General features: G+C 41.1%; 16 protein-coding genes and 1 pseudogene. 7 read left to right on the top strand and 10 right to left on the bottom strand.

The window, feature by feature from the left end:
• Positions 1–162: 162 nt before the first annotated feature.
• The 3 genes from F8R90_RS02385 to F8R90_RS02375 form a co-directional block, all read right to left on the bottom strand.
• Complete coding sequence (locus tag F8R90_RS02385; RefSeq protein ID WP_041566417.1) at positions 163–279, bottom strand: photosystem II reaction center protein I; 117 nt, start codon at positions 277–279, stop codon at positions 163–165.
• A gap of 311 nt (positions 280–590) precedes the next feature.
• Entirely contained in the window at positions 591–1,292 is a 702-nt protein-coding gene (locus F8R90_RS33655; RefSeq protein WP_196509281.1) for an acyltransferase, read from the bottom strand.
• A 642-nt stretch (positions 1,293–1,934) separates the two neighbouring features.
• A complete protein-coding gene (locus F8R90_RS02375) occupies positions 1,935–2,099 on the bottom strand; it encodes a hypothetical protein (protein WP_190897083.1) in 165 nt (54 codons plus the stop codon).
• Between the two features lie 598 nt (positions 2,100–2,697).
• Here F8R90_RS02375 and F8R90_RS02370 point away from each other — a divergent pair.
• Positions 2,698–3,021: a hypothetical protein gene (locus F8R90_RS02370; protein WP_190897025.1), complete on the top strand. Its 324-nt coding sequence runs from the start codon at positions 2,698–2,700 to the stop codon at positions 3,019–3,021.
• A gap of 613 nt (positions 3,022–3,634) precedes the next feature.
• Complete coding sequence (glgP, locus tag F8R90_RS02365) at positions 3,635–6,199, top strand: alpha-glucan family phosphorylase (RefSeq protein WP_196509278.1); 2,565 nt, start codon at positions 3,635–3,637, stop codon at positions 6,197–6,199.
• A gap of 69 nt (positions 6,200–6,268) precedes the next feature.
• Here the strand turns inward: glgP and F8R90_RS02360 are convergent.
• Positions 6,269–6,736: pseudogene (locus tag F8R90_RS02360) on the bottom strand (DUF29 domain-containing protein).
• Between the two features lie 37 nt (positions 6,737–6,773).
• Complete coding sequence (locus tag F8R90_RS02355; protein WP_196509319.1) at positions 6,774–7,505, bottom strand: DUF429 domain-containing protein; 732 nt, start codon at positions 7,503–7,505, stop codon at positions 6,774–6,776.
• A gap of 151 nt (positions 7,506–7,656) precedes the next feature.
• Here F8R90_RS02355 and F8R90_RS02350 point away from each other — a divergent pair, with 151 nt between their 5' ends.
• Together F8R90_RS02350 and F8R90_RS02345 are read left to right on the top strand one after the other, a co-directional pair.
• Entirely contained in the window at positions 7,657–8,916 is a 1,260-nt protein-coding gene (locus F8R90_RS02350; protein WP_196509275.1) for a glycosyltransferase family 4 protein, read from the top strand.
• A gap of 82 nt (positions 8,917–8,998) precedes the next feature.
• Complete coding sequence (locus tag F8R90_RS02345; RefSeq protein ID WP_196509272.1) at positions 8,999–9,865, top strand: calcium-binding protein; 867 nt, start codon at positions 8,999–9,001, stop codon at positions 9,863–9,865.
• Between the two features lie 91 nt (positions 9,866–9,956).
• Here F8R90_RS02345 and F8R90_RS02340 read toward each other — a convergent pair whose 3' ends face one another.
• Positions 9,957–11,537 (bottom strand): B12-binding domain-containing radical SAM protein, encoded by a 1,581-nt coding sequence (locus F8R90_RS02340; protein WP_196509270.1) that lies wholly within the window; start codon positions 11,535–11,537, stop codon positions 9,957–9,959.
• Between the two features lie 250 nt (positions 11,538–11,787).
• Positions 11,788–11,964 carry a hypothetical protein gene (locus F8R90_RS02335; RefSeq protein WP_196509267.1) on the bottom strand — a complete coding sequence of 59 codons (177 nt, stop codon included), beginning with the start codon at positions 11,962–11,964 and terminating at the stop codon, positions 11,788–11,790.
• 254 nt (positions 11,965–12,218) lie between these two features.
• Between F8R90_RS02335 and trpS the strand changes: the two genes are divergently transcribed.
• From trpS to F8R90_RS02320, 3 genes are all read left to right on the top strand, one after another.
• The gene (gene trpS, locus F8R90_RS02330; protein ID WP_196509264.1) at positions 12,219–13,229 is read left to right on the top strand and encodes a tryptophan--tRNA ligase; all 1,011 of its coding nucleotides are present in this window, start codon (positions 12,219–12,221) and stop codon (positions 13,227–13,229) included.
• 58 nt (positions 13,230–13,287) lie between these two features.
• Positions 13,288–14,217, top strand: coding sequence for a methylenetetrahydrofolate reductase (locus tag F8R90_RS02325; RefSeq protein WP_196509261.1), 930 nt, complete (start codon positions 13,288–13,290; stop codon positions 14,215–14,217).
• 119 nt (positions 14,218–14,336) lie between these two features.
• Entirely contained in the window at positions 14,337–15,173 is an 837-nt protein-coding gene (locus F8R90_RS02320; protein ID WP_196509258.1) for an Rpn family recombination-promoting nuclease/putative transposase, read from the top strand.
• A gap of 138 nt (positions 15,174–15,311) precedes the next feature.
• Here the strand turns inward: F8R90_RS02320 and F8R90_RS02315 are convergent, their stop codons facing one another.
• The 3 genes from F8R90_RS02315 to F8R90_RS02305 form a co-directional block, all read right to left on the bottom strand.
• A complete protein-coding gene (locus tag F8R90_RS02315) occupies positions 15,312–15,557 on the bottom strand; it encodes a hypothetical protein (protein ID WP_196509255.1) in 246 nt (81 codons plus the stop codon).
• A gap of 232 nt (positions 15,558–15,789) precedes the next feature.
• Positions 15,790–16,338, bottom strand: coding sequence for a phosphate-starvation-inducible PsiE family protein (locus tag F8R90_RS02310; RefSeq protein ID WP_196509253.1), 549 nt, complete (start codon positions 16,336–16,338; stop codon positions 15,790–15,792).
• A gap of 88 nt (positions 16,339–16,426) precedes the next feature.
• Positions 16,427–17,350 carry a tetratricopeptide repeat protein gene (locus tag F8R90_RS02305; protein WP_196509250.1) on the bottom strand — a complete coding sequence of 308 codons (924 nt, stop codon included), beginning with the start codon at positions 17,348–17,350 and terminating at the stop codon, positions 16,427–16,429.
• Between the last annotated feature and the right edge of the window lie 133 nt (positions 17,351–17,483).

Raw genomic sequence — 17,483 nt, 5'->3', positions numbered from 1 at the left:
TGACGAAGGGAAGGATAAACATACATTTTGCCTTCCGACTGTCGCCTTCTGCTACCTACAGCAAGCTACCTGGAGGAAGAAACTTACTAACTTTCGCTTAGTAAGTTTCTGTGGCGTTTAGTATTTTCCGCCTTCCAAAGTCGCGGATGATTTATCGCCCTTTTACTCTAAGTCCCGGCGACCGGGGTTACGAGCGGGATCGTTCGATAAAAATCCGAAGATGAAGATAGTTACGAAGAAGGCAACAACAATATAAACAGCGATTTTTAAAGTCAGCATAGAAATATCTCCAACTGGTAAGACAAAGAAAGCTTTTCTTTCACGATCTGCGATGCAGAAAAGATAGCTACTTTATATTACCCAAATCTTGCCCCTTTTTTAGAGGACTCTAGGGACTTGGGACTGGGACTTGGAGATTAGGGACTAGCAGTGCCTACCCTACGGTTATTGAGAACGGTACAAGATGTCAATTGTCTGACTTTTAGATGACCCTAAGAAATAACTCAGAGGCTGGCTACTCTTGTGACGTTGACTGACGGCAAAAGTTTCTTAAAAAGGGAACATAGTTACCGTCACCTGTTCCCTATCCCCTATTTCTCGGTTTGAACTTTTACTAGGTCTTTGCCAATTCGGTTTTTGATTACTCGTGCAGGTATGCCTACAGCAACAGAAAAAGGAGGAATATCTCTATTGACAACCGCTCCTGCACCAATAACACTGCCTTTACCGATGGTAACTCCATCTAACACCGTTACTCCATGCCCTAGCCAACAGTCATCCTCAATCACAATTCCCTTGCGAGTAACACCTTGGTATTTAATCGGCTTCATCGGATCGGCAAAATTATGATTATTGGCATATATCCCTGAGTGGGCAGCAATCAAGCAGTGTTTACCAATTTTAATGTCTCCTGGACCCTCAATACACACGTTGGGAGCAATGAAGGTGTCTTCATCAATATGTATACAGGTATTTTCCAAAGACCCTATATCAACGTTACGCTCAATGGCGACTCTATTTCCTAGATGAATTCTATTATTTTTGTGTCCTCTAGCATCCATCCGCACACCCTTGAAAATATATACTCCACTACCTATCTCAATACAAGGAGTACCGTTAAATTCAACACCATTTTGAATAAAAACTGGGCTGCCTATTCTGGCAAAAATACTACGATATCCCAAATTACGCAACTTTGGGCCGAGAATAAGTGTAGGAATATCTCCTAATACAGTAGTTACTAAAAGTTCTTGCACGCGCTGCAATTTTGAAAAATATTTCTGATTATGCATGGCTACATATCTCTTAAGTCAATTGTTGTTGGGAGTCTTGAAAGTTGTTTTCGCTGTATCCTAATCTTCTGCCAGCACCAAAAAAATTTGTATTTATTAATACGTTAAATTTATCTGGAATATTACCGAATTTACCCATATTTATAGATGGTTTTCCAATATTTGAAAAACCATAGTCTGGCTTTGACTATGTGAGCAATTATTGAATTTAGATGTGTATAATCACCCAATTGATATGCATAATTGCGTTAAGTCGTTAGAAGCTGTTGTACTATAGTACGTAAAAATTCGGCTTCTTTTTCACGATAACAATTAACAAAACAATTTCAGTAGATTGCAGAGTCAAACCTCAGACTATTAAATTGTCTGATGGGCAAAATTGCTGGTTTAGATTGGCTACTGTTTTAGTTATCCGGCAAATTTGCAAAGCTTGTTACACAATTAGAGATTGAGTTGTTTACCTTGAAGCTACTTTTTTTCAGGCGGTTTTAGCCTTTTTAAACAACTCAGCTCGGCAAGCTATTTTGCAACAAACAATACATTTAACTAGACTATATTCAAAGTTCAGATAAAATTTATGCCTAGCATGACAATGTAATTATTGCTGGATTTTTATGGGAATTTTTCCCAAAGAAAACCCAACTAGGGTGGATTATCTCCCACATCAGCCATCACATTGAAGTTAACCATCGGTGCAAACAAGTAAGCGCTTCCCCGACTGCTATGACGGCTTTCTTGCAACGAATTTCTAGAGTATGCTGCTCCAATCATGTTGCACACAGATGATTTACGGACTAACCAATTCATATTTGTAATTACATGAATGGCTTTTAATAACAATTGTTTTTAACGATAACACATTTTATTTTTAGTGGAACACTCTTATTAAATAAGTTGATTTCCCAGTTGGTTGTTGATGAGAATGGAGGAAATCAGTTAATTTTTCTACTGGAGCGATGCCTACGGCGGGCAAAGCCTACGCTACTCTTAAATAATTTTATACATTTAGAAAAAATCCCTTAAGTAGGGAGAGCAGAGAGGGCTGTGGTTCAATCAGTTGAAAAATGCTATAAGGGGTTAATTGGCACTTTTGTCTATATTTCTCAAGTTGTTTGTGTAAGTAATTTTATAATTAAATGTTAAACTCAGAATGATATCTACTATACTTATGACACCCTCTTTGTTAAAAAGCTAAAAATTTTCCTCTTACCTATTACTTATATCTAAAAATTTGTAAATCACCCATTCGGGTGAGCCAAGCGGGTGATGTGTGCTTGGGACTACTTGTTATAAATTTTATTGAAAGAAAGCTAAAACGCAGCTTAGTTTCCAGGAGAAGTCCCCAAAACAACATCAAATGCCCACATTGAGGTATCGGTTTTAACTCACACACTTGGTTCAAATTATGGCTTTAATTAAAGAAATTGTCCAAGAAGCTCTAACTACCGGCTATCTGAGTGTTGTAGCCGAAGATCAACTGCGATCGCAACTTCAAAGTAATTATGACTCAGAAGACCTAGATGCCTGGATCATTTTACAGCGATCTGTTGTGGCAGGTGATGTCAAACAAGAGTCGCGCCGAAAAAAAGCTTCTCTCTCTCCTAAAGCCAAGGACGCTTCATCGAGTATCAAACTTGCTTATCAAATGGCAGCGGAGATTGCCTATGCAGCAGCTGTAGCTTTGTCGATGACAAAAAATACTAAAGATCAACCTTCACTAGGCGCTTAAAATAACACCTTCGTAAGTTATTTTCCTGGTTTGTTATCAAAATTTATACCAAGTAGTTAGCATAGGCGTAGCCCGCCGCAGGCATCGCTTTTCCTAGTTAACTGCTTGGTATTATTTTTACATCAGCCAATTTTAGCCGATGTTTACAACAAGCTATTTGGTGTCTCATGACCTTGAGCTAACCTTGACCGAAGAATTATTATATTAAGTCTTTCTTCTCACACTGTCTCTACGCTAGGGCAATTTTATTAAAAAATAATTAAAGTTTTAAGTGTTCCTGTAAGCAGCTATGCAGAATTTTCACCCTCAGCCAAGGACTTAGATTGATCCCCGCAATCAATTCTAAAATAAATATAAATTATTTCTTCAAAACTAAATTTTTTTTCAGTTATATATGGCAGTAAATGATTAAATTTTAATATACCAAGTATATGGCTGAGGCTAACGCATAGAATTAGAAACACCTTGGTGTAAACTTTAGCAACGAGGTTAAAAAGAATTCTCAATGCTTAACAAAGTCATCGCTTTTTCACAAACTACTGTATAAAGAATTGGCAACATTGGTAAAGAGAGTAAACAATAACCATAGCTAAACTTGGAGTTTTGCCAACCTATGCAGCCAATTCGCACATTTAACGTATCCCCTTCACTACCGCCGCGACTCGAACCACTACGGCGGCTGGCATATAACTTGCACTGGGATTGGAACGTTGAAAGTAAAGATTTATTTCGTCGCTTAGACTCTGACCTGTGGGAGTCTAGCCATCATAACCCTGTGTTGATGCTGGGTACTATCTCTCAATCGCGGCTTCTGGAAGTTGTCGAAGATGAAGGCTTCCTAGCGCAAATGGATCGAGCTGACCGTCAGTTAGAAGATTATTTGCAAGAGCGCACCTGGTATCAAAAACAACGCGAGCAAAAACCAAAAGAATGTTACGCCTATTTCTCGGCTGAATTTGGACTTGTAGATTGTTTACCCGTCTATTCTGGGGGCTTGGGCGTTCTGGCAGGGGATCACCTCAAATCTGCCAGTGACCTGGGGCTACCGCTTGTGGGTGTAGGTTTGCTGTATCAGCAAGGCTACTTTGCCCAGTATCTGAATGCGGATGGGTGGCAGCAGGAACGCTACCTGCTCAACGATTTCTATAATATGCCTTTGCATCTGGAGCGCAATGCCGATGGTTCAGAACTGCGAATTGCGGTAGATTATCCAGGACGCAAGGTGTATGCCAGAGTTTGGCGCGTACAGGTGGGAACGGTTCCCCTGTATCTGCTGGACACCAACATTGAACCCAACAACACTTACGACCACGACATTACAGATCAGCTGTATGGTGGCGACATAGATATGCGTATCCACCAGGAAATTATGCTGGGGATCGGTGGTGTGCAAATGCTCAAAGCCTTGGGGCTGAAAGTTACCGCCTACCACATGAATGAAGGCCACGCCGCCTTCTCTGCCCTAGAGCGCATCCGCTTGCTGATTCAGGAAGAGGGACTGAATTATGCCCAAGCCAAACAGGTGGTGGCTTCCAGCAATATCTTTACCACCCATACACCAGTACCAGCGGGAATTGACTTGTTCGCTCCCGATAAAATGCTGTACTACCTGGGGTACTATGCAGAGATATTTGGGTTGCCCAAAGAGCAATTTTTAGGACTGGGGCGCGAGAATACAGGTGATTTATCTGGGCCTTTCAGTATGGCGGTGTTGGCGCTGAAGATGGCAACATTTTCTAACGGTGTGGCACAACTGCATGGTGTGGTGTCGCGGCAAATGTTCCAGGGACTGTGGCAGAAAGTGCCAGTAGAGGAAGTGCCAATCGCCGCAATTACTAACGGTGTCCATGCTCGGAGTTGTGTTGCAAAATCGACTCAAGAGTTGTACGATCGCTACCTCGGGCCAAACTGGTCATCAGCACCACCAGATAGCCAATTGTGGGAGCGGATGGACGCTATTCCCGATGAGGAATTATGGCGCAATCATGAGCGCTGCCGCTTAGATATGATTTTGTATGTACGGGAGCATTTAGTGAAGCATTTAACCGATCGCGGCGCTTCCGCTTCCGAAATTATCCAAGCCCAAGAAGTTTTAGATCCTTACGCTTTCACCATTGGCTTTGCTCGTCGGTTTGCCACCTACAAACGCGCCACCCTCTGGATGCGTGATTTGGATCGCATTAAGCGGCTTTTACTGGCTAACAAAGACCGGAAAGTGCAATTTGTGATTGCTGGTAAGGCACATCCTAAGGATATTCCCGGTAAAGAACTGATCCGCGAGATCAATCACTTTATCCGCGAACAACATTTAGAAAAACAGGTAGTGTTTGTTCCCAATTACGACATTCACATATCCCGGTTGATGGTTGCGGGTTGCGATATCTGGTTAAATACACCGCGTCGTCCACGGGAAGCCTCTGGTACCAGTGGCATGAAAGCAGCAATGAATGGCTTGCCGAATTTAAGTGTACTAGATGGCTGGTGGGATGAAGCTGATTACGTCCGCACGGGCTGGGCAATTGGACATGGAGAAAATTACGACGATCCCAACTACCAGGATGAAGTAGAAGCAAATGCTCTTTACGAATTGTTAGAGAAGGAAGTTGTACCGTTATTTTATGAACATCGGGATAGTGATGGTTTACCCCGTCCGTGGGTTGCCAAAATGAAGGATGCAATTCGGTTGAATTGTCCGTTCTTTAATACAGCGCGGATGGTAGGAGAATATGCACAAAGAGCTTATTTCCCAGCTAGCGATCGCTATCATACTCTGACTGTTGATAACTATGCCCCAGCTAAAGAACTAGCTGCTTGGAAAGAAAAACTAAGCGAACACTGGTTCAACATCAGAATCAAAGATGTTGATGTATCGGCAGCTTCAGACATTGAAGTTAACCAAACCGTTGCTGTCAAAGCCAAGGTTGACTTAGCAACTTTGACCAATGATGATGTGCAGGTGGAATTATATCAAGGTGCGATCGATGCCAATGGTGAGATTGTCAACGCTATACCAGTGGTGATGGATTACCAAGGTGAGGATGCACAACAATTGAGCATTTACACGGGTAATATTACTTATACCGCTTCTGGTTTGCAAGGCTTATCGTTGCGTGTATTACCGAAAAATCCACACCTGGCTAATCCTTATGAACCAAGGTTGATTGCTTGGGCAGAGTAAGAGTGCTGGGTAGTTATTGAATACTCAAGATTAGGCGTTGCTGATTTAAGTTTAGCAACGCCTTTTATTTTACAAGTTTTCAGGTAGATAATTAATATCTACTAGCTGTTCTAAGGTATAAGTACAATATTGAGGTAAATTATCTAATTTCCCCTCGGTTTTTTCAATTACATATCCTAAAGCATCATCATAAATTGATACTAGTCCATTTTCTAAATATTAATATAAATTCGTTATCAAATTACGTTTTAATTGATTTCTAAAACTTCTAACTTCTGCTTTCCAATGTCCAGAATTATATTGAGATTCTTCTGTCGAATATTGCAGCAATAAAAGATGTCTAATAATTTGTTCTAATAAACTAGCGACCTGGGCTTTGTCTCTACGACCCAAATTTTCTAGCTCCTCAATTAAATTTTCTAAATCTAATTTTTCTAAATGGCTAGCTTTCAATAGCTTGATTGTTTCCTCTAACCAGAGATGATCATCAATTTCATAAAGCTCTTTTAAACTCAAGTTAGAACTAACTCCTTGCATAAAACCTCCTGGACTTAAATCTTAGGATATTACAATTTTAGGATAATGTTCTCTGGGGAATAATAATGTAGCCAGTGGTGCGATCGCCTAATACTAAATTACGTTGTTCTCCCCAATACCACCAATAAGCAGCAACATAGGCGCAAATTAAGCTATCTAGTTTATCTTCAACTGCTTTGAGGGCTGCGCCTGTCGTGGGGATTTCAAGAAGAAACGAAGCGCAGAGGTGCAGAGGAGGACAGAAGGAGGGGAGAATATCGAGAAGATAATTTTGGAGTTTGATTAATTCTAAGCGGCGTTCACTGATGCGTCCTTTTTTGTATTTGAGGATGCGTTCTAAGTTAAATAGGTTAACGATTGCTGGGTGGGGAAAAACTTCTATTTGATATCTGCTGAGTTTTTGCGGTTCAATGGTGGGTGCATGTGCAAAACCACGTGATTCTAATTCTAAGCCAAAGTTGAGGGTGCGCTCTGCGAAGGGTAAGTTTTGATTAGCTGGGTAGCATCCCGCATGATATTTACCAAAGTACTTATGGCTGAGTTTGTCGGGGAGGCGACTCCCGCTAGCGTTGGGTATGAGGGTAGGTGCATCTACGGCGATGATGGCTGGTTCGTCTGGTTGTACACTTTGATCGATCCAGGTGAGAATGTCTGCAATGGCTTCTTTGCGGTCTAGATCAAGTAGTTGCAGTTGTCCGTCTATCCATTCTAAGCAGCATAGTCCACTTGGTTGAGATTTCCAGCCAAAATCAATGCCAATAAATTTCATGGTCATAACACGAATTTGCGATTATTTTCGCATTTTCGGGTAACCATTTATCTAAATTTACTTGCTAAAAATCGTGAGAAATAATCTTATAATCTTAAGCAGCTTGCCTTAATTTATTTTATCTCGCAATAAATTAATCAAGATTATTCCAATGAAAATTTTATTTTTACATCCCAATTTTCCCTCGCAATTTCGCAACCTAGCGACAGTTTTAGGTAAAGATCCTAATCACAAAGTCGTCTTTGGGACAAATCGTCGTGAAGGGGAAATACCTGGCGTTTATAAAGTTATTTACACTCCTTCTCGTGAAGCTGCTCCCCAAACTCACCACTATGTTCGCAACCTGGAAAATGCTGTTCTTACCGCTCAGGCTGTCTATCGCGTAGCAGAAAAATTAAAAGCCGAAGGTTTCGTTCCAGATATAGTTTATGGCCATTCTGGTTGGGGGCCGACTTTGTTTATGAAAGATGTTTTTCCTAAAGCAGAATTATTGTGTTATTTCGAGTGGTTTTACCATGCTCACGGTTCAGATGCAGATTTTGATCCCAATGAACCACTTAATGCTGATGATGAATGCCGCATCCGGGTCAAAAATGCGCCGATTTTGACTGATTTATATAGCTGCGATCGCGGTCTTTCTCCGACAAATTGGCAGCGTCAACAGTTTCCCAAAGAATATCATAGCAAACTCACTGTAATTCACGATGGTGTTGATACCAAATATTTTGTTCCTAAACCAGATGCAAAATTAGTTTTACCAAGAATAAATCTTGACCTTTCCCATGTAGAAGAGTTAGTAACTTACGTGGGACGGGGAATGGAACCTTATAGAGGTTTTCCGCAGTTTATGGAAACGGTGGCGCTACTTCAGCAGCGACGACCTAAGTGTCATGTGGTAGTTGTGGGAGAAGATAGGGTTGCTTATGGTAAAAATCTCCCCGATGGTAAGACTTATAAACAATTAATGCTAGAAAAATTATCTTTGGATTTATCTAGACTGCACTTTACAGATAGGCTTCCTTATAATGAGTACCTTCAGGTTTTGCAAGCTTCTTCTGCTCATATTTATTTAACCCGTCCTTTTGTTTTATCCTGGTCAATGTTGGAAGTAATGGCAGCAGGATGTTTACTAGTCGCTTCTAAGACTCCACCAGTATTGGAAGTCGTACAGGATGGGGTGAATGGACTGCTGGTAGATTTCTTTTCTCCTCAGAATATTGCTAAGAGAGTTGAAGAAGCGCTGAATCATCCTCAGGAGATGAACGCTATTCGTGCAAAGGCGCGAGAGACAATTCTGAAGCGTTATGATTTGGCGAAACTGTTACCACAGCATTTGCAATGGATGTTGGCTGGTAAAAGTTCTGACAGTTTGAAAAAGCGCCCACATTCTAAAGGATTTGGCATAAATTAGATGTCATTAGTCATTAATTATGAGTCATTAGTTACAACCAACAAAGGACAAATGACAGAGAAATATCAAAGCGATATTTAAAATGCGAATTATTTTTACTATTGCCCATTTTTTCAAACCTAGCAGTGAGGGTCGCCATGCTTCCCAATGCAAAGACCCCCAACCACGCTTGCAGGCTTTAGCTAAAAGCCTTGCCGCTTTACACCAATTATTTGGTAAATCTCAAAGTATCATCAACATTGCTCAACGAATAGCTTTTCCTGCCAACCAACCGCAGTCTCACGAACTAGATATTGTTATTTGTACAACCAAAGATAATCATCTTTTGAATCAGCTTCCTTTACCATCATCTTTATATAAGCATCATTCTACTAATGTAGAACCTCTGCTTTTGGGTTTTGAGTGTCAAGCTGTTCTGCAAAGTTGTCTCGGTCAATATGATTACTATTGCTTTTTGGAAGATGACCTAATTATCCATGACCCTTGGTTTTTTATAAAATTAAACTGGTTTACCCAACAAGCAGGTGATTTAAATTTGCTCCAGCCAAATCGTTATGAAGTCTCCCCTTACGGTTTGGTTCATAAAGCTTACATTGATGGGGATTTGGCTTTACGAGTAACGGCTCCCTTTCAAAATGTGCAGGAGCAACAGGAACTCAAAGGTACAATTATGAATGCACCAATTACCTTTTGTCGTGCCCTCAATCCTCACGCAGGCTGCTATTTTTTGAATGCAAATCAGATGACTCATTGGGCTAATCAAACTTATTTCCTTGACCGGGATATTAGCTTTGTTGGGCCTCTAGAAAGTGCTGCAACCTTGGGAATTATGAAGACATTTCGGATTTATAAAACCTCATCAGAGCAAGCAAGTTTTTTGGAGATTCAACACTCTGGAACAGGATTTTTGGGGCTAATTGGTGGACAGGTGGGTTTAGCAGAGAGGTAAATCGAATTTAAAAGTTTGGTTTTTGTGAACAAAATTAATGCGATCGCTATTTATAAAAACACATTAGCGATCGCTCGACAATCAACTAACCTTAAATTGTGACTAATGGTTTTTCAACAGGGGTAGGCGTGGTAAGCGGATCAAATCCTAACTGCTCAGTAATGCGCTCTCTAGCTAAAAGGCGGTATTCCCAAAAATGCTCACCAGCAGCACATAAACCCAAATACATATTTACAAATTGGGGCTTAGTACGGAGAATAGCCCAAAGCTGTTGCCAAAATTGACCCCGAATTTCCTGCCGTTGCCAGCCTTGTCGCCAGAGCAAGTGTGCAAGTAATCGCAGTCCTTTACCAGGAGGAAAATACATTGTCTGCTGTAGTTGCGGATTAGGTGTAATCTTCAGACATTGTTCAAAACAACGTCGGAGATAGTTTTTGGGTTCGTATATTTTCCAAATTGCCTCTAAATATTCTTTAGCAACTTCAGCCATCGGCCGGGTAGGAACAAAATTCATTAAAGAATTCTGATCCCCCACCTCCAAACCTCCAAATCCTTCTAATAATCGCTCCTCTCGTTTTAGTCTTTCCCAGAGGGCAGTATTGGGAAGGGCTTGCAGTATACCTAGCATTGGTTGAGGAATGCTGGTTTCTTCAATAAAAGCTTGAATTCGCTCTCCAGCGCCAGACTTTTCGCCATCAAAACCAATGATAAATCCTGCATAGATCAGCAATCCAGCTTCATTGATGGTACGACAGGCTTCTAATAGCGGATTGCGGGTATTTTGAAACTTGCGGGTGACTTGCAGGCTGTCTTGATCTGGTGTTTCAATACCCAAAAAGACTGCGTAGAAACCAGCTTTAGCCATTAGTTCTAATAGCTCAGGATCTTCTGCTAGGTTGACGGAAGCTTCGGTTAGGAAGGTGAAGGGATAATTCCGTTCCTCCATCCACGGAATTAATGCTTGTAAAAGGCGTTTTACATTGCGTTTATTGCCAATGAAGTTATCATCCACTACGAACAGAGATCCGCGCCAGCCTAAGTCATAGAGGGTTTGGAGTTCTGCTAGAGTTTGATTGGGTTCTTTGGTACGTGGTTTGCGACCGTATAGATTGATGATGTCACAGAATTCGCATTCAAAAGGACAACCGCGAGAAAACTGGATTGCCATCATTAAGTAATCATCTCGTTTGAGTAAATCAAAGCGAGGTATAGGGCTTTGGGTGACATCTGGTTTTTCAAGGGCGCGAAATGTTCCTTGTTCTTCACCTTTAGCGATCGCATCTAAAAATTGCGGAACTGTAATCTCCCCTTCATCTAAAATCAAATAGTTAGCTCCTGCTTTTTGGGCAGGTTCTGGCACTGATGTTGGATAAGGGCCACCTACAGCAACTTTTTTCCCCAGCTGCGCTGCTTTGTGAATTTGGGCGAGAAAATCTTCTTTCTGTGCAAGCATCGCTGAAAGAATCACGATGTCGCACCATTGCCAATCAGCATCTGTTTCTTGATTAACATTGCGGTCATAAAACCGAACTTCCCAGTCTGTTGGTAGCATAGCGGCAACAGTTAGAATCCCTAACGGTGGGATAAATGCTTTAAGCCCCGCTATTTTCATGAATTCGTCGTAAGACCAAAACGTTTTGGGAAAGCGGGGGTAAAGTAAGAGTACTTTCATTGCTGTAGTCCTCTAATTAAATTTTGGTTGGAAAATTTTTTTACTTTTGATCAATCCGTGTTTTGGATGCCGATTGCAGAGATGATGCTACGATCCCATTACCCCTATTCTTTATCTATCTGTCTTTAGATAGACATTTGCAGATGCAAATATAATTTTTAATTAATTAGCAGGATTACCGCCGTTGTAATAAAACGTCGAAATCACGTTTAATTGCGGAGTTTTGCGATTTAGTATTTGTATTGCCGTGTTATGTAAACGCAACCTCTTGCAATGCGATTGTATTGACTAACAATGCCATTGTATTGACTAACAATGGCATTGCATCGACTAACAATGCCATTGTATTGACCAACAATGCCATTGTATTGACCAACAATGCCATTGCATCGACCAACAATGCCATTGCATCGACCAACAATGCCATTGCATCGACTTCAACAGACTACAGTAAAGCATTGCAATGCCCACTCAACAAGCTGTGGTTAACACACTAAGTTATCGTTTTCCTTCGTAAAGAGTTTTTATAGCAATCCGAGTTGAGTTAAAATCTCTCATCCCACAACGGCGAGTTGACCTGGAAAATGTCAAAATTAAATGAGTTTTGCGTAGGCGCAAGCGACTTGTCGCCAGACATCGCCATTTTACTAGCGCGGATTTGAGATAATTAAATTGGAATTTATGGGCAAGCAACGTGTTCTTTCTGGAGTTCAACCAACGGGCAATTACCATCTAGGTAACTACTTGGGAGCCATTCGCAACTGGGTAGAAGGTCAGAGCGAATACGAAAATTACCTTTTTGTGGCTGATTTGCACGCGATTACAGTGCCACACGACCCAACACAGTTGGCAGCTGATACCTACACTCTTGCTGCTCTCTATCTAGCCTGTGGTCTTGATTTAAATCACTCCACCATCTTTGTACAATCCCACGTTTCGGCCCACAGTGAACTCACTTGGTTGCTCAACTGCATTACACCTCTAAACTGGCTGCAAGACATGATCCAGTTCAAGGAAAAGGCTGTTAAACAAGGAGAAAATGTGAGTGCAGGTTTATTAGATTACCCTGTGCTAATGGCAGCTGATATCTTGCTTTACCAAGCGGATAAAGTGCCGGTGGGTGAAGATCAAAAGCAACACTTGGAATTGACACGGGATATTGCAGCTCGGTTAAATCACCAATTTGGTAAACCAGATCAACCAGTTCTGAAGTTACCAGACCCTTTGATTCGCAAGGAAGGGGCAAGGGTAATGAGTTTAGCGGACGGTACACGTAAAATGTCGAAGTCTGATCCTTCGGAGTTAAGTCGAATCAGTTTGCTAGATTCACCAGAACAGATTCAATACAAGATTAAACGTTGTAAAACCGATCCGATTCGTGGACTGACTTTCGATGATCCAGCGCGTCCAGAGTGTAATAATTTGTTAACGCTGTATACATTGCTTTCTGGGAAGAGAAAGGAAGATGTCGCAGTTGAGTGTCAGGATATGGGCTGGGGACAATTCAAGCCATTGTTGACGGACACAATTATTGAGTCCCTGAAACCAATTCAAGAAAAATATCACTCGATAACAGAGGATAAAAGCTATTTAGAGTCTGTGTTGCGGGATGGAGGGGAAAAAGCTAGAGCGATCGCAAATCAAACTTTATCACAAGTAAAAGCTGCTTTAGGCTACTCTCTTCCTCTATAAGTTTTCCCTTTTCGGTGTGACTTGCTATACCATTTAAGAAATTGAAATTCTTAATGTTATGCATCACACCCATAGCCACACAGCCTTCCGCAGAGCTGTACAAGCAGGTGAATTTCTAGTTACTGCTGAGGTAGCACCGCCAAAAGGGGGAGATCCAGCGCACATGATTCAAATGGCGGCGACTCTTAAGGGAAGGGTTCATGCTGTCAATGTTACTGATGGTAGCCGCGCAGTATTACGGATGTCTTCGTTAATGGCATCGGTCATTTTGTCACAAAACGGCATAGAGCCGATTTGTCAAATTGCTTGCCGCGATCGCAACCGCATTGGTTTACAAGCTGATCTGATGGGCGCTCATGCTTTAGGTATCCGTAATATTTTAGCTTTGACTGGCGATCCAGTTAAAGCAGGTGATCATCCAGATGCCAAAGCAGTGTTTGACTTGGAAGCTGTGCGACTGCTGCAACTAATTAGGAAAATGAATCAAGGCGTTGATTGCAACGAGAAACCCTTGACTGATGGAGCATTAGATTTATTTGTTGGTGCAGCAGTAGATCCACAATGTAAGAGTTGGTCGGGTTTGCAAAGTCGATTTGAACGCAAAATCGAAGCCGGAGCGCAGTTTTTTCAAAGTCAGCTGATTACCGATTTTGAGCGGCTAGAAAAGTTTATGGATACCATTGCCGCTGGTTATAAAAAACCGATTTTGGCAGGAATTTTTCTGTTGAAATCGGCAAAAAATGCCCAGTTTATTAATAGATGTGTTCCGGGCGTAAATATTCCCCAACATATTATTGATAGATTGGCAAAAGCTAAAGATCCTTTTGAGGAAGGGATAAAAATTGCCGCCGAGCAAGTGCAGATAGCGAGGCAATTATGCCAGGGTGTCCACATGATGGCGGTGAAGCGAGAAGATGCGATCGCGCCAATTTTAGATTTGGCTGGGGTTGCTCCACTTAATCAGTTAGTATCGTATCCAAGTAAATAAGATAACGAATCTTTTATTAAAGCAGATGGTTTCATCTGCTTTTTTTAATGCTTAATCAGACACGTACACACTATTTTTGATAAACTTTCAATATCTAATTTTCGCTTGACTAAATCCAGGTGCAAACGGACAAAATATTTTATAGCTTATTTCAAGCTTTTCCTAGCATATTTTTTGCCATAATTGGCGATACGACTGTGAATGCCAACGCCTATAAATTTGTTTCAGTTGAAGTAAAAGAAACTGCTTTTAGGATTGATGGGGTATTCATCCCTACAAGTGAAACCACAAACCAACCACTTTACTTTGTTGAAGTTCAGTTTCAATTAGACTCAACTTTTTATAGACGCTTCTTTGCTGAAATCTTTCTTTACTTGCGTCAAAACGAATCAGTCAATTTTTGGCGTGCTGTTGTCATCTATCCGCAACGAAGTTTAGATCCGCAAGACCAACAGCCGTATCAGTTGCTGCTAAACAGTTCACAAGTACAACGCATTTATCTAGATGAATTAGATTCAGAAGACAACTCACTTCAAGTTGCGATCGTTAAATTAATTATCGAAAGGGAAGAAACAGCCGTTGACAAAGGTAGAGAATTGATTTTACAAGCAAAGCAACAACTGGCAGATGAAGCCACCACCAAGCAAATTGTAGAATTGATAGAGACTATTCTGTTGTACAAATTTACTCGGTTAAGCCGAGAGGAGTTAGCAGAAATGTTGGGTATAGACGACGAATTCAAAAAGACAAGGATGTATCAATCAATCAAGGAAGACGGCTTAGAAGAAGGTCGGCAACAAGGTCGGCAACAAGGTCGGCAGGAAGGTAAGCAGCAAGCTAAGTTAGAAGCTATTCCCCGGTTGTTAGCATTAGGATTGAGTGTAGAACAAGTGGCGGTGGCTCTTGATTTAACGGTGGCGCAAGTACAGCAAACAGCCCAGAATCAGTCTAGCTGATAATGGGCACTGCTTGCGTCTAATGTAATCAGCGAGAGCGACGCAAAATGACCCGTCGTAGTCATCGCCTCTTTTTGTTTTAGCTAAACCAGAGGCGATGTCCACGACGGGCTTACGCTTACGCACTTAAAACCTGGGTTACATCTTACCGTGTTGCATCACTTGTTGTAGATGTTGGCGAACCTCTTGTGCTTGCTCAAGATCAGATTGGCGCAATTTTTGGAATAACTCTACACAAGGCTGGGAACCTACTTGCTCTGCATCTTTAATGTAAATATCGTAAGCTTTAACGGCTTCAGCCTTGTTATGCAAAACTGTGACGAAATCATACTCCAAGTTGCTAATTGGTTCTTGAGATTGTCCGTTACCTGTGTTTGTAGTCATTACCTGATCCTCTTTTAGAATTTCTAATTAACTTTATACTCACCCTTAAAGAGCGATTCATCTTCCAAAAAGAGTATATTTCAATACGTCGGAAGTACCTTGCAAAAGTAAGTTCTACCATTTTAGATTTGAGATGCATCCAAGTTACTGATACAGCTTTAAGCAAAGGAGTGGAGAGTAAGAAAATGCTTTTTCCCACTCCTCACTCCTCACTCCCCATTTTCATAAGAATTTATCCAAGAGGTTGATTTTCATCACATTGACGTGAATACTGTAATTCCAAATCATTTTGCCGTTCCCTACCCCCTCTATACACAATCGGGCAAAACTTAGTGTTAGCACTCATGCAATCCATGTGTGGTGTCTTAGCACAGACCACGAGTAGTCCACCCAGAACAAACAACAAACCACAAATTGCAAGCGTATTAACCCAAGAAATTTCCAGCGCTCCGTGAACTACTACCTCTCGCAGTAGAGATACAATTGTTACCTCAACTGCCACTCCTACAGAGATACTATGTTCTTGCAAATAGACCATTAATAGTCGAAATAACTCGACTAAAATCAACACAAATAGTATTTTTGCAGTCACATGTTTATAGTCTAGTGGCTGCGTGAGGGCGATAGCTATCCCCCACAATTGGATTAGCATGACGGCGAACAAACCCAAACACAAAACAATCACAATTAAGTCTTGAAAGGCTTCCATGTTGCGAACAATTGATTGCCGATCAAGCCAGCGATCGCTAAATAAAAATCGACTCTTCGGGCGCTTTTGCATGTACGTTTTTTCCAATCGGGACAAGTTCAGACAACACCAGCGAGTCAACCCAATAGTTTTATGTTATGCAATATTAAGTTTTTGCGCATCAGCGAGGTTGGTAATTTAAATTTTGTGCTTGTTGCAACAATTGTTCGGCATTTTTCGCCCACTGAGGATTACCCTGAGCATTATATAAATCTCTAGCAAATTGCAATACTTGTACTGCATCTCCATATTGCTGTAACTGCATAAAAACTAACCCTGCACCATAATAAGCATTAGGATAGTTAGAGTTAGCTTCGGCTGATTTTCTAAAAGCCTCTAATGCTTCTTGTGATTTGCGTTGCTGAAACCAAATTGAACCGAGATTGTAGTAAGCTTCGGGGTACTTCGGATTAATTTTTATTGCCTGATTAAAAGCATCTTTGGCTTGATCGAGTTTGCCTTGTTGGAGATAACACATCCCCATATGATAAGGAGGCTCTGGTGCATTTTTGCTATATTCTATGGCTTTTTTAAAAGATGCGATCGCTCGCTCGCAATCTCGTTGCTGTTCTTGTACTAACCCCAAGTTATAGTGGGCAAATCCGAGTTTGGGATCAAGTTCTAACGAGCGTTGCAAATAATCGTTAGCTAACTGTAAATTATTCCCTTCTAACAACGCACCACCTAAATTCGCAAAAGCTGGAGCAAATTTAGGACCGGCTTGCGTCGCTCGATAAAATGCATCCGCAGAGGGTTGCAATTGTCCCGTTTGTCGGAATGCTAGCCCTAAATTATAGTGCGCTGGTGCTAATGCTGGATCTAATTGGGTTGCTTGTTTAAAGGCTGCGATCGCATCTTGTACCCTTCCCGCCTGAATTGCCTGTAAGCCTTGGTTTAACCAGTCTATGGCAGTTTTAGGATTAGATTGTGCCAGCTTTAAGGCAACAGGAGGAGCTAGAGAAAGAGAGGGAAAGGAAATACTAACAACGAGCAGAGTCAAACTTGCTAACCCGGCTATGCGATATTTAAAGAATGATAATGCCATTGATTTTCTGACTCGCAACACTTTCAGTTAAATTTACTTCATCAAAACTTTTTTACAAATATTTTTAATTTGCCATAAAAATTTGTATTTATTAACTTTTCTTAAGCTAAATCTTACGACAGGCTACAATTTT

It is taken from the genome of Nostoc sp. NZL (genome assembly GCF_015714705.1).
Taxonomy (GTDB): Bacteria; Cyanobacteriota; Cyanobacteriia; order Cyanobacteriales; family Nostocaceae; genus Nostoc; species Nostoc foliaceum_A.
This window is presented reverse-complemented; position numbering and strand designations above follow the sequence as displayed.

Bases quoted from the DNA above. Each gene is read 5' to 3' on its own strand.
- F8R90_RS02385 (WP_041566417.1), bottom strand. From the start codon at position 279: ATGCTGACTTTAAAAATCGCTGTTTATATTGTTGTTGCCTTCTTCGTA.
- F8R90_RS33655 (WP_196509281.1), bottom strand. From the start codon at position 1,292: ATGCATAATCAGAAATATTTTTCAAAATTGCAGCGCGTGCAAGAACTT.
- F8R90_RS02375 (WP_190897083.1), bottom strand. From the start codon at position 2,099: ATGAATTGGTTAGTCCGTAAATCATCTGTGTGCAACATGATTGGAGCA.
- F8R90_RS02370 (WP_190897025.1), top strand. From the start codon at position 2,698: ATGGCTTTAATTAAAGAAATTGTCCAAGAAGCTCTAACTACCGGCTAT.
- glgP (WP_196509278.1), top strand. From the start codon at position 3,635: ATGCAGCCAATTCGCACATTTAACGTATCCCCTTCACTACCGCCGCGA.
- F8R90_RS02355 (WP_196509319.1), bottom strand. From the start codon at position 7,505: ATGAAATTTATTGGCATTGATTTTGGCTGGAAATCTCAACCAAGTGGA.
- F8R90_RS02350 (WP_196509275.1), top strand. From the start codon at position 7,657: ATGAAAATTTTATTTTTACATCCCAATTTTCCCTCGCAATTTCGCAAC.
- F8R90_RS02345 (WP_196509272.1), top strand. From the start codon at position 8,999: ATGCGAATTATTTTTACTATTGCCCATTTTTTCAAACCTAGCAGTGAG.
- F8R90_RS02340 (WP_196509270.1), bottom strand. From the start codon at position 11,537: ATGAAAGTACTCTTACTTTACCCCCGCTTTCCCAAAACGTTTTGGTCT.
- F8R90_RS02335 (WP_196509267.1), bottom strand. From the start codon at position 11,964: ATGGCATTGTTGGTCGATGCAATGGCATTGTTGGTCGATGCAATGGCA.
- trpS (WP_196509264.1), top strand. From the start codon at position 12,219: ATGGGCAAGCAACGTGTTCTTTCTGGAGTTCAACCAACGGGCAATTAC.
- F8R90_RS02325 (WP_196509261.1), top strand. From the start codon at position 13,288: ATGCATCACACCCATAGCCACACAGCCTTCCGCAGAGCTGTACAAGCA.
- F8R90_RS02315 (WP_196509255.1), bottom strand. From the start codon at position 15,557: ATGACTACAAACACAGGTAACGGACAATCTCAAGAACCAATTAGCAAC.
- F8R90_RS02310 (WP_196509253.1), bottom strand. From the start codon at position 16,338: ATGCAAAAGCGCCCGAAGAGTCGATTTTTATTTAGCGATCGCTGGCTT.
- F8R90_RS02305 (WP_196509250.1), bottom strand. From the start codon at position 17,350: ATGGCATTATCATTCTTTAAATATCGCATAGCCGGGTTAGCAAGTTTG.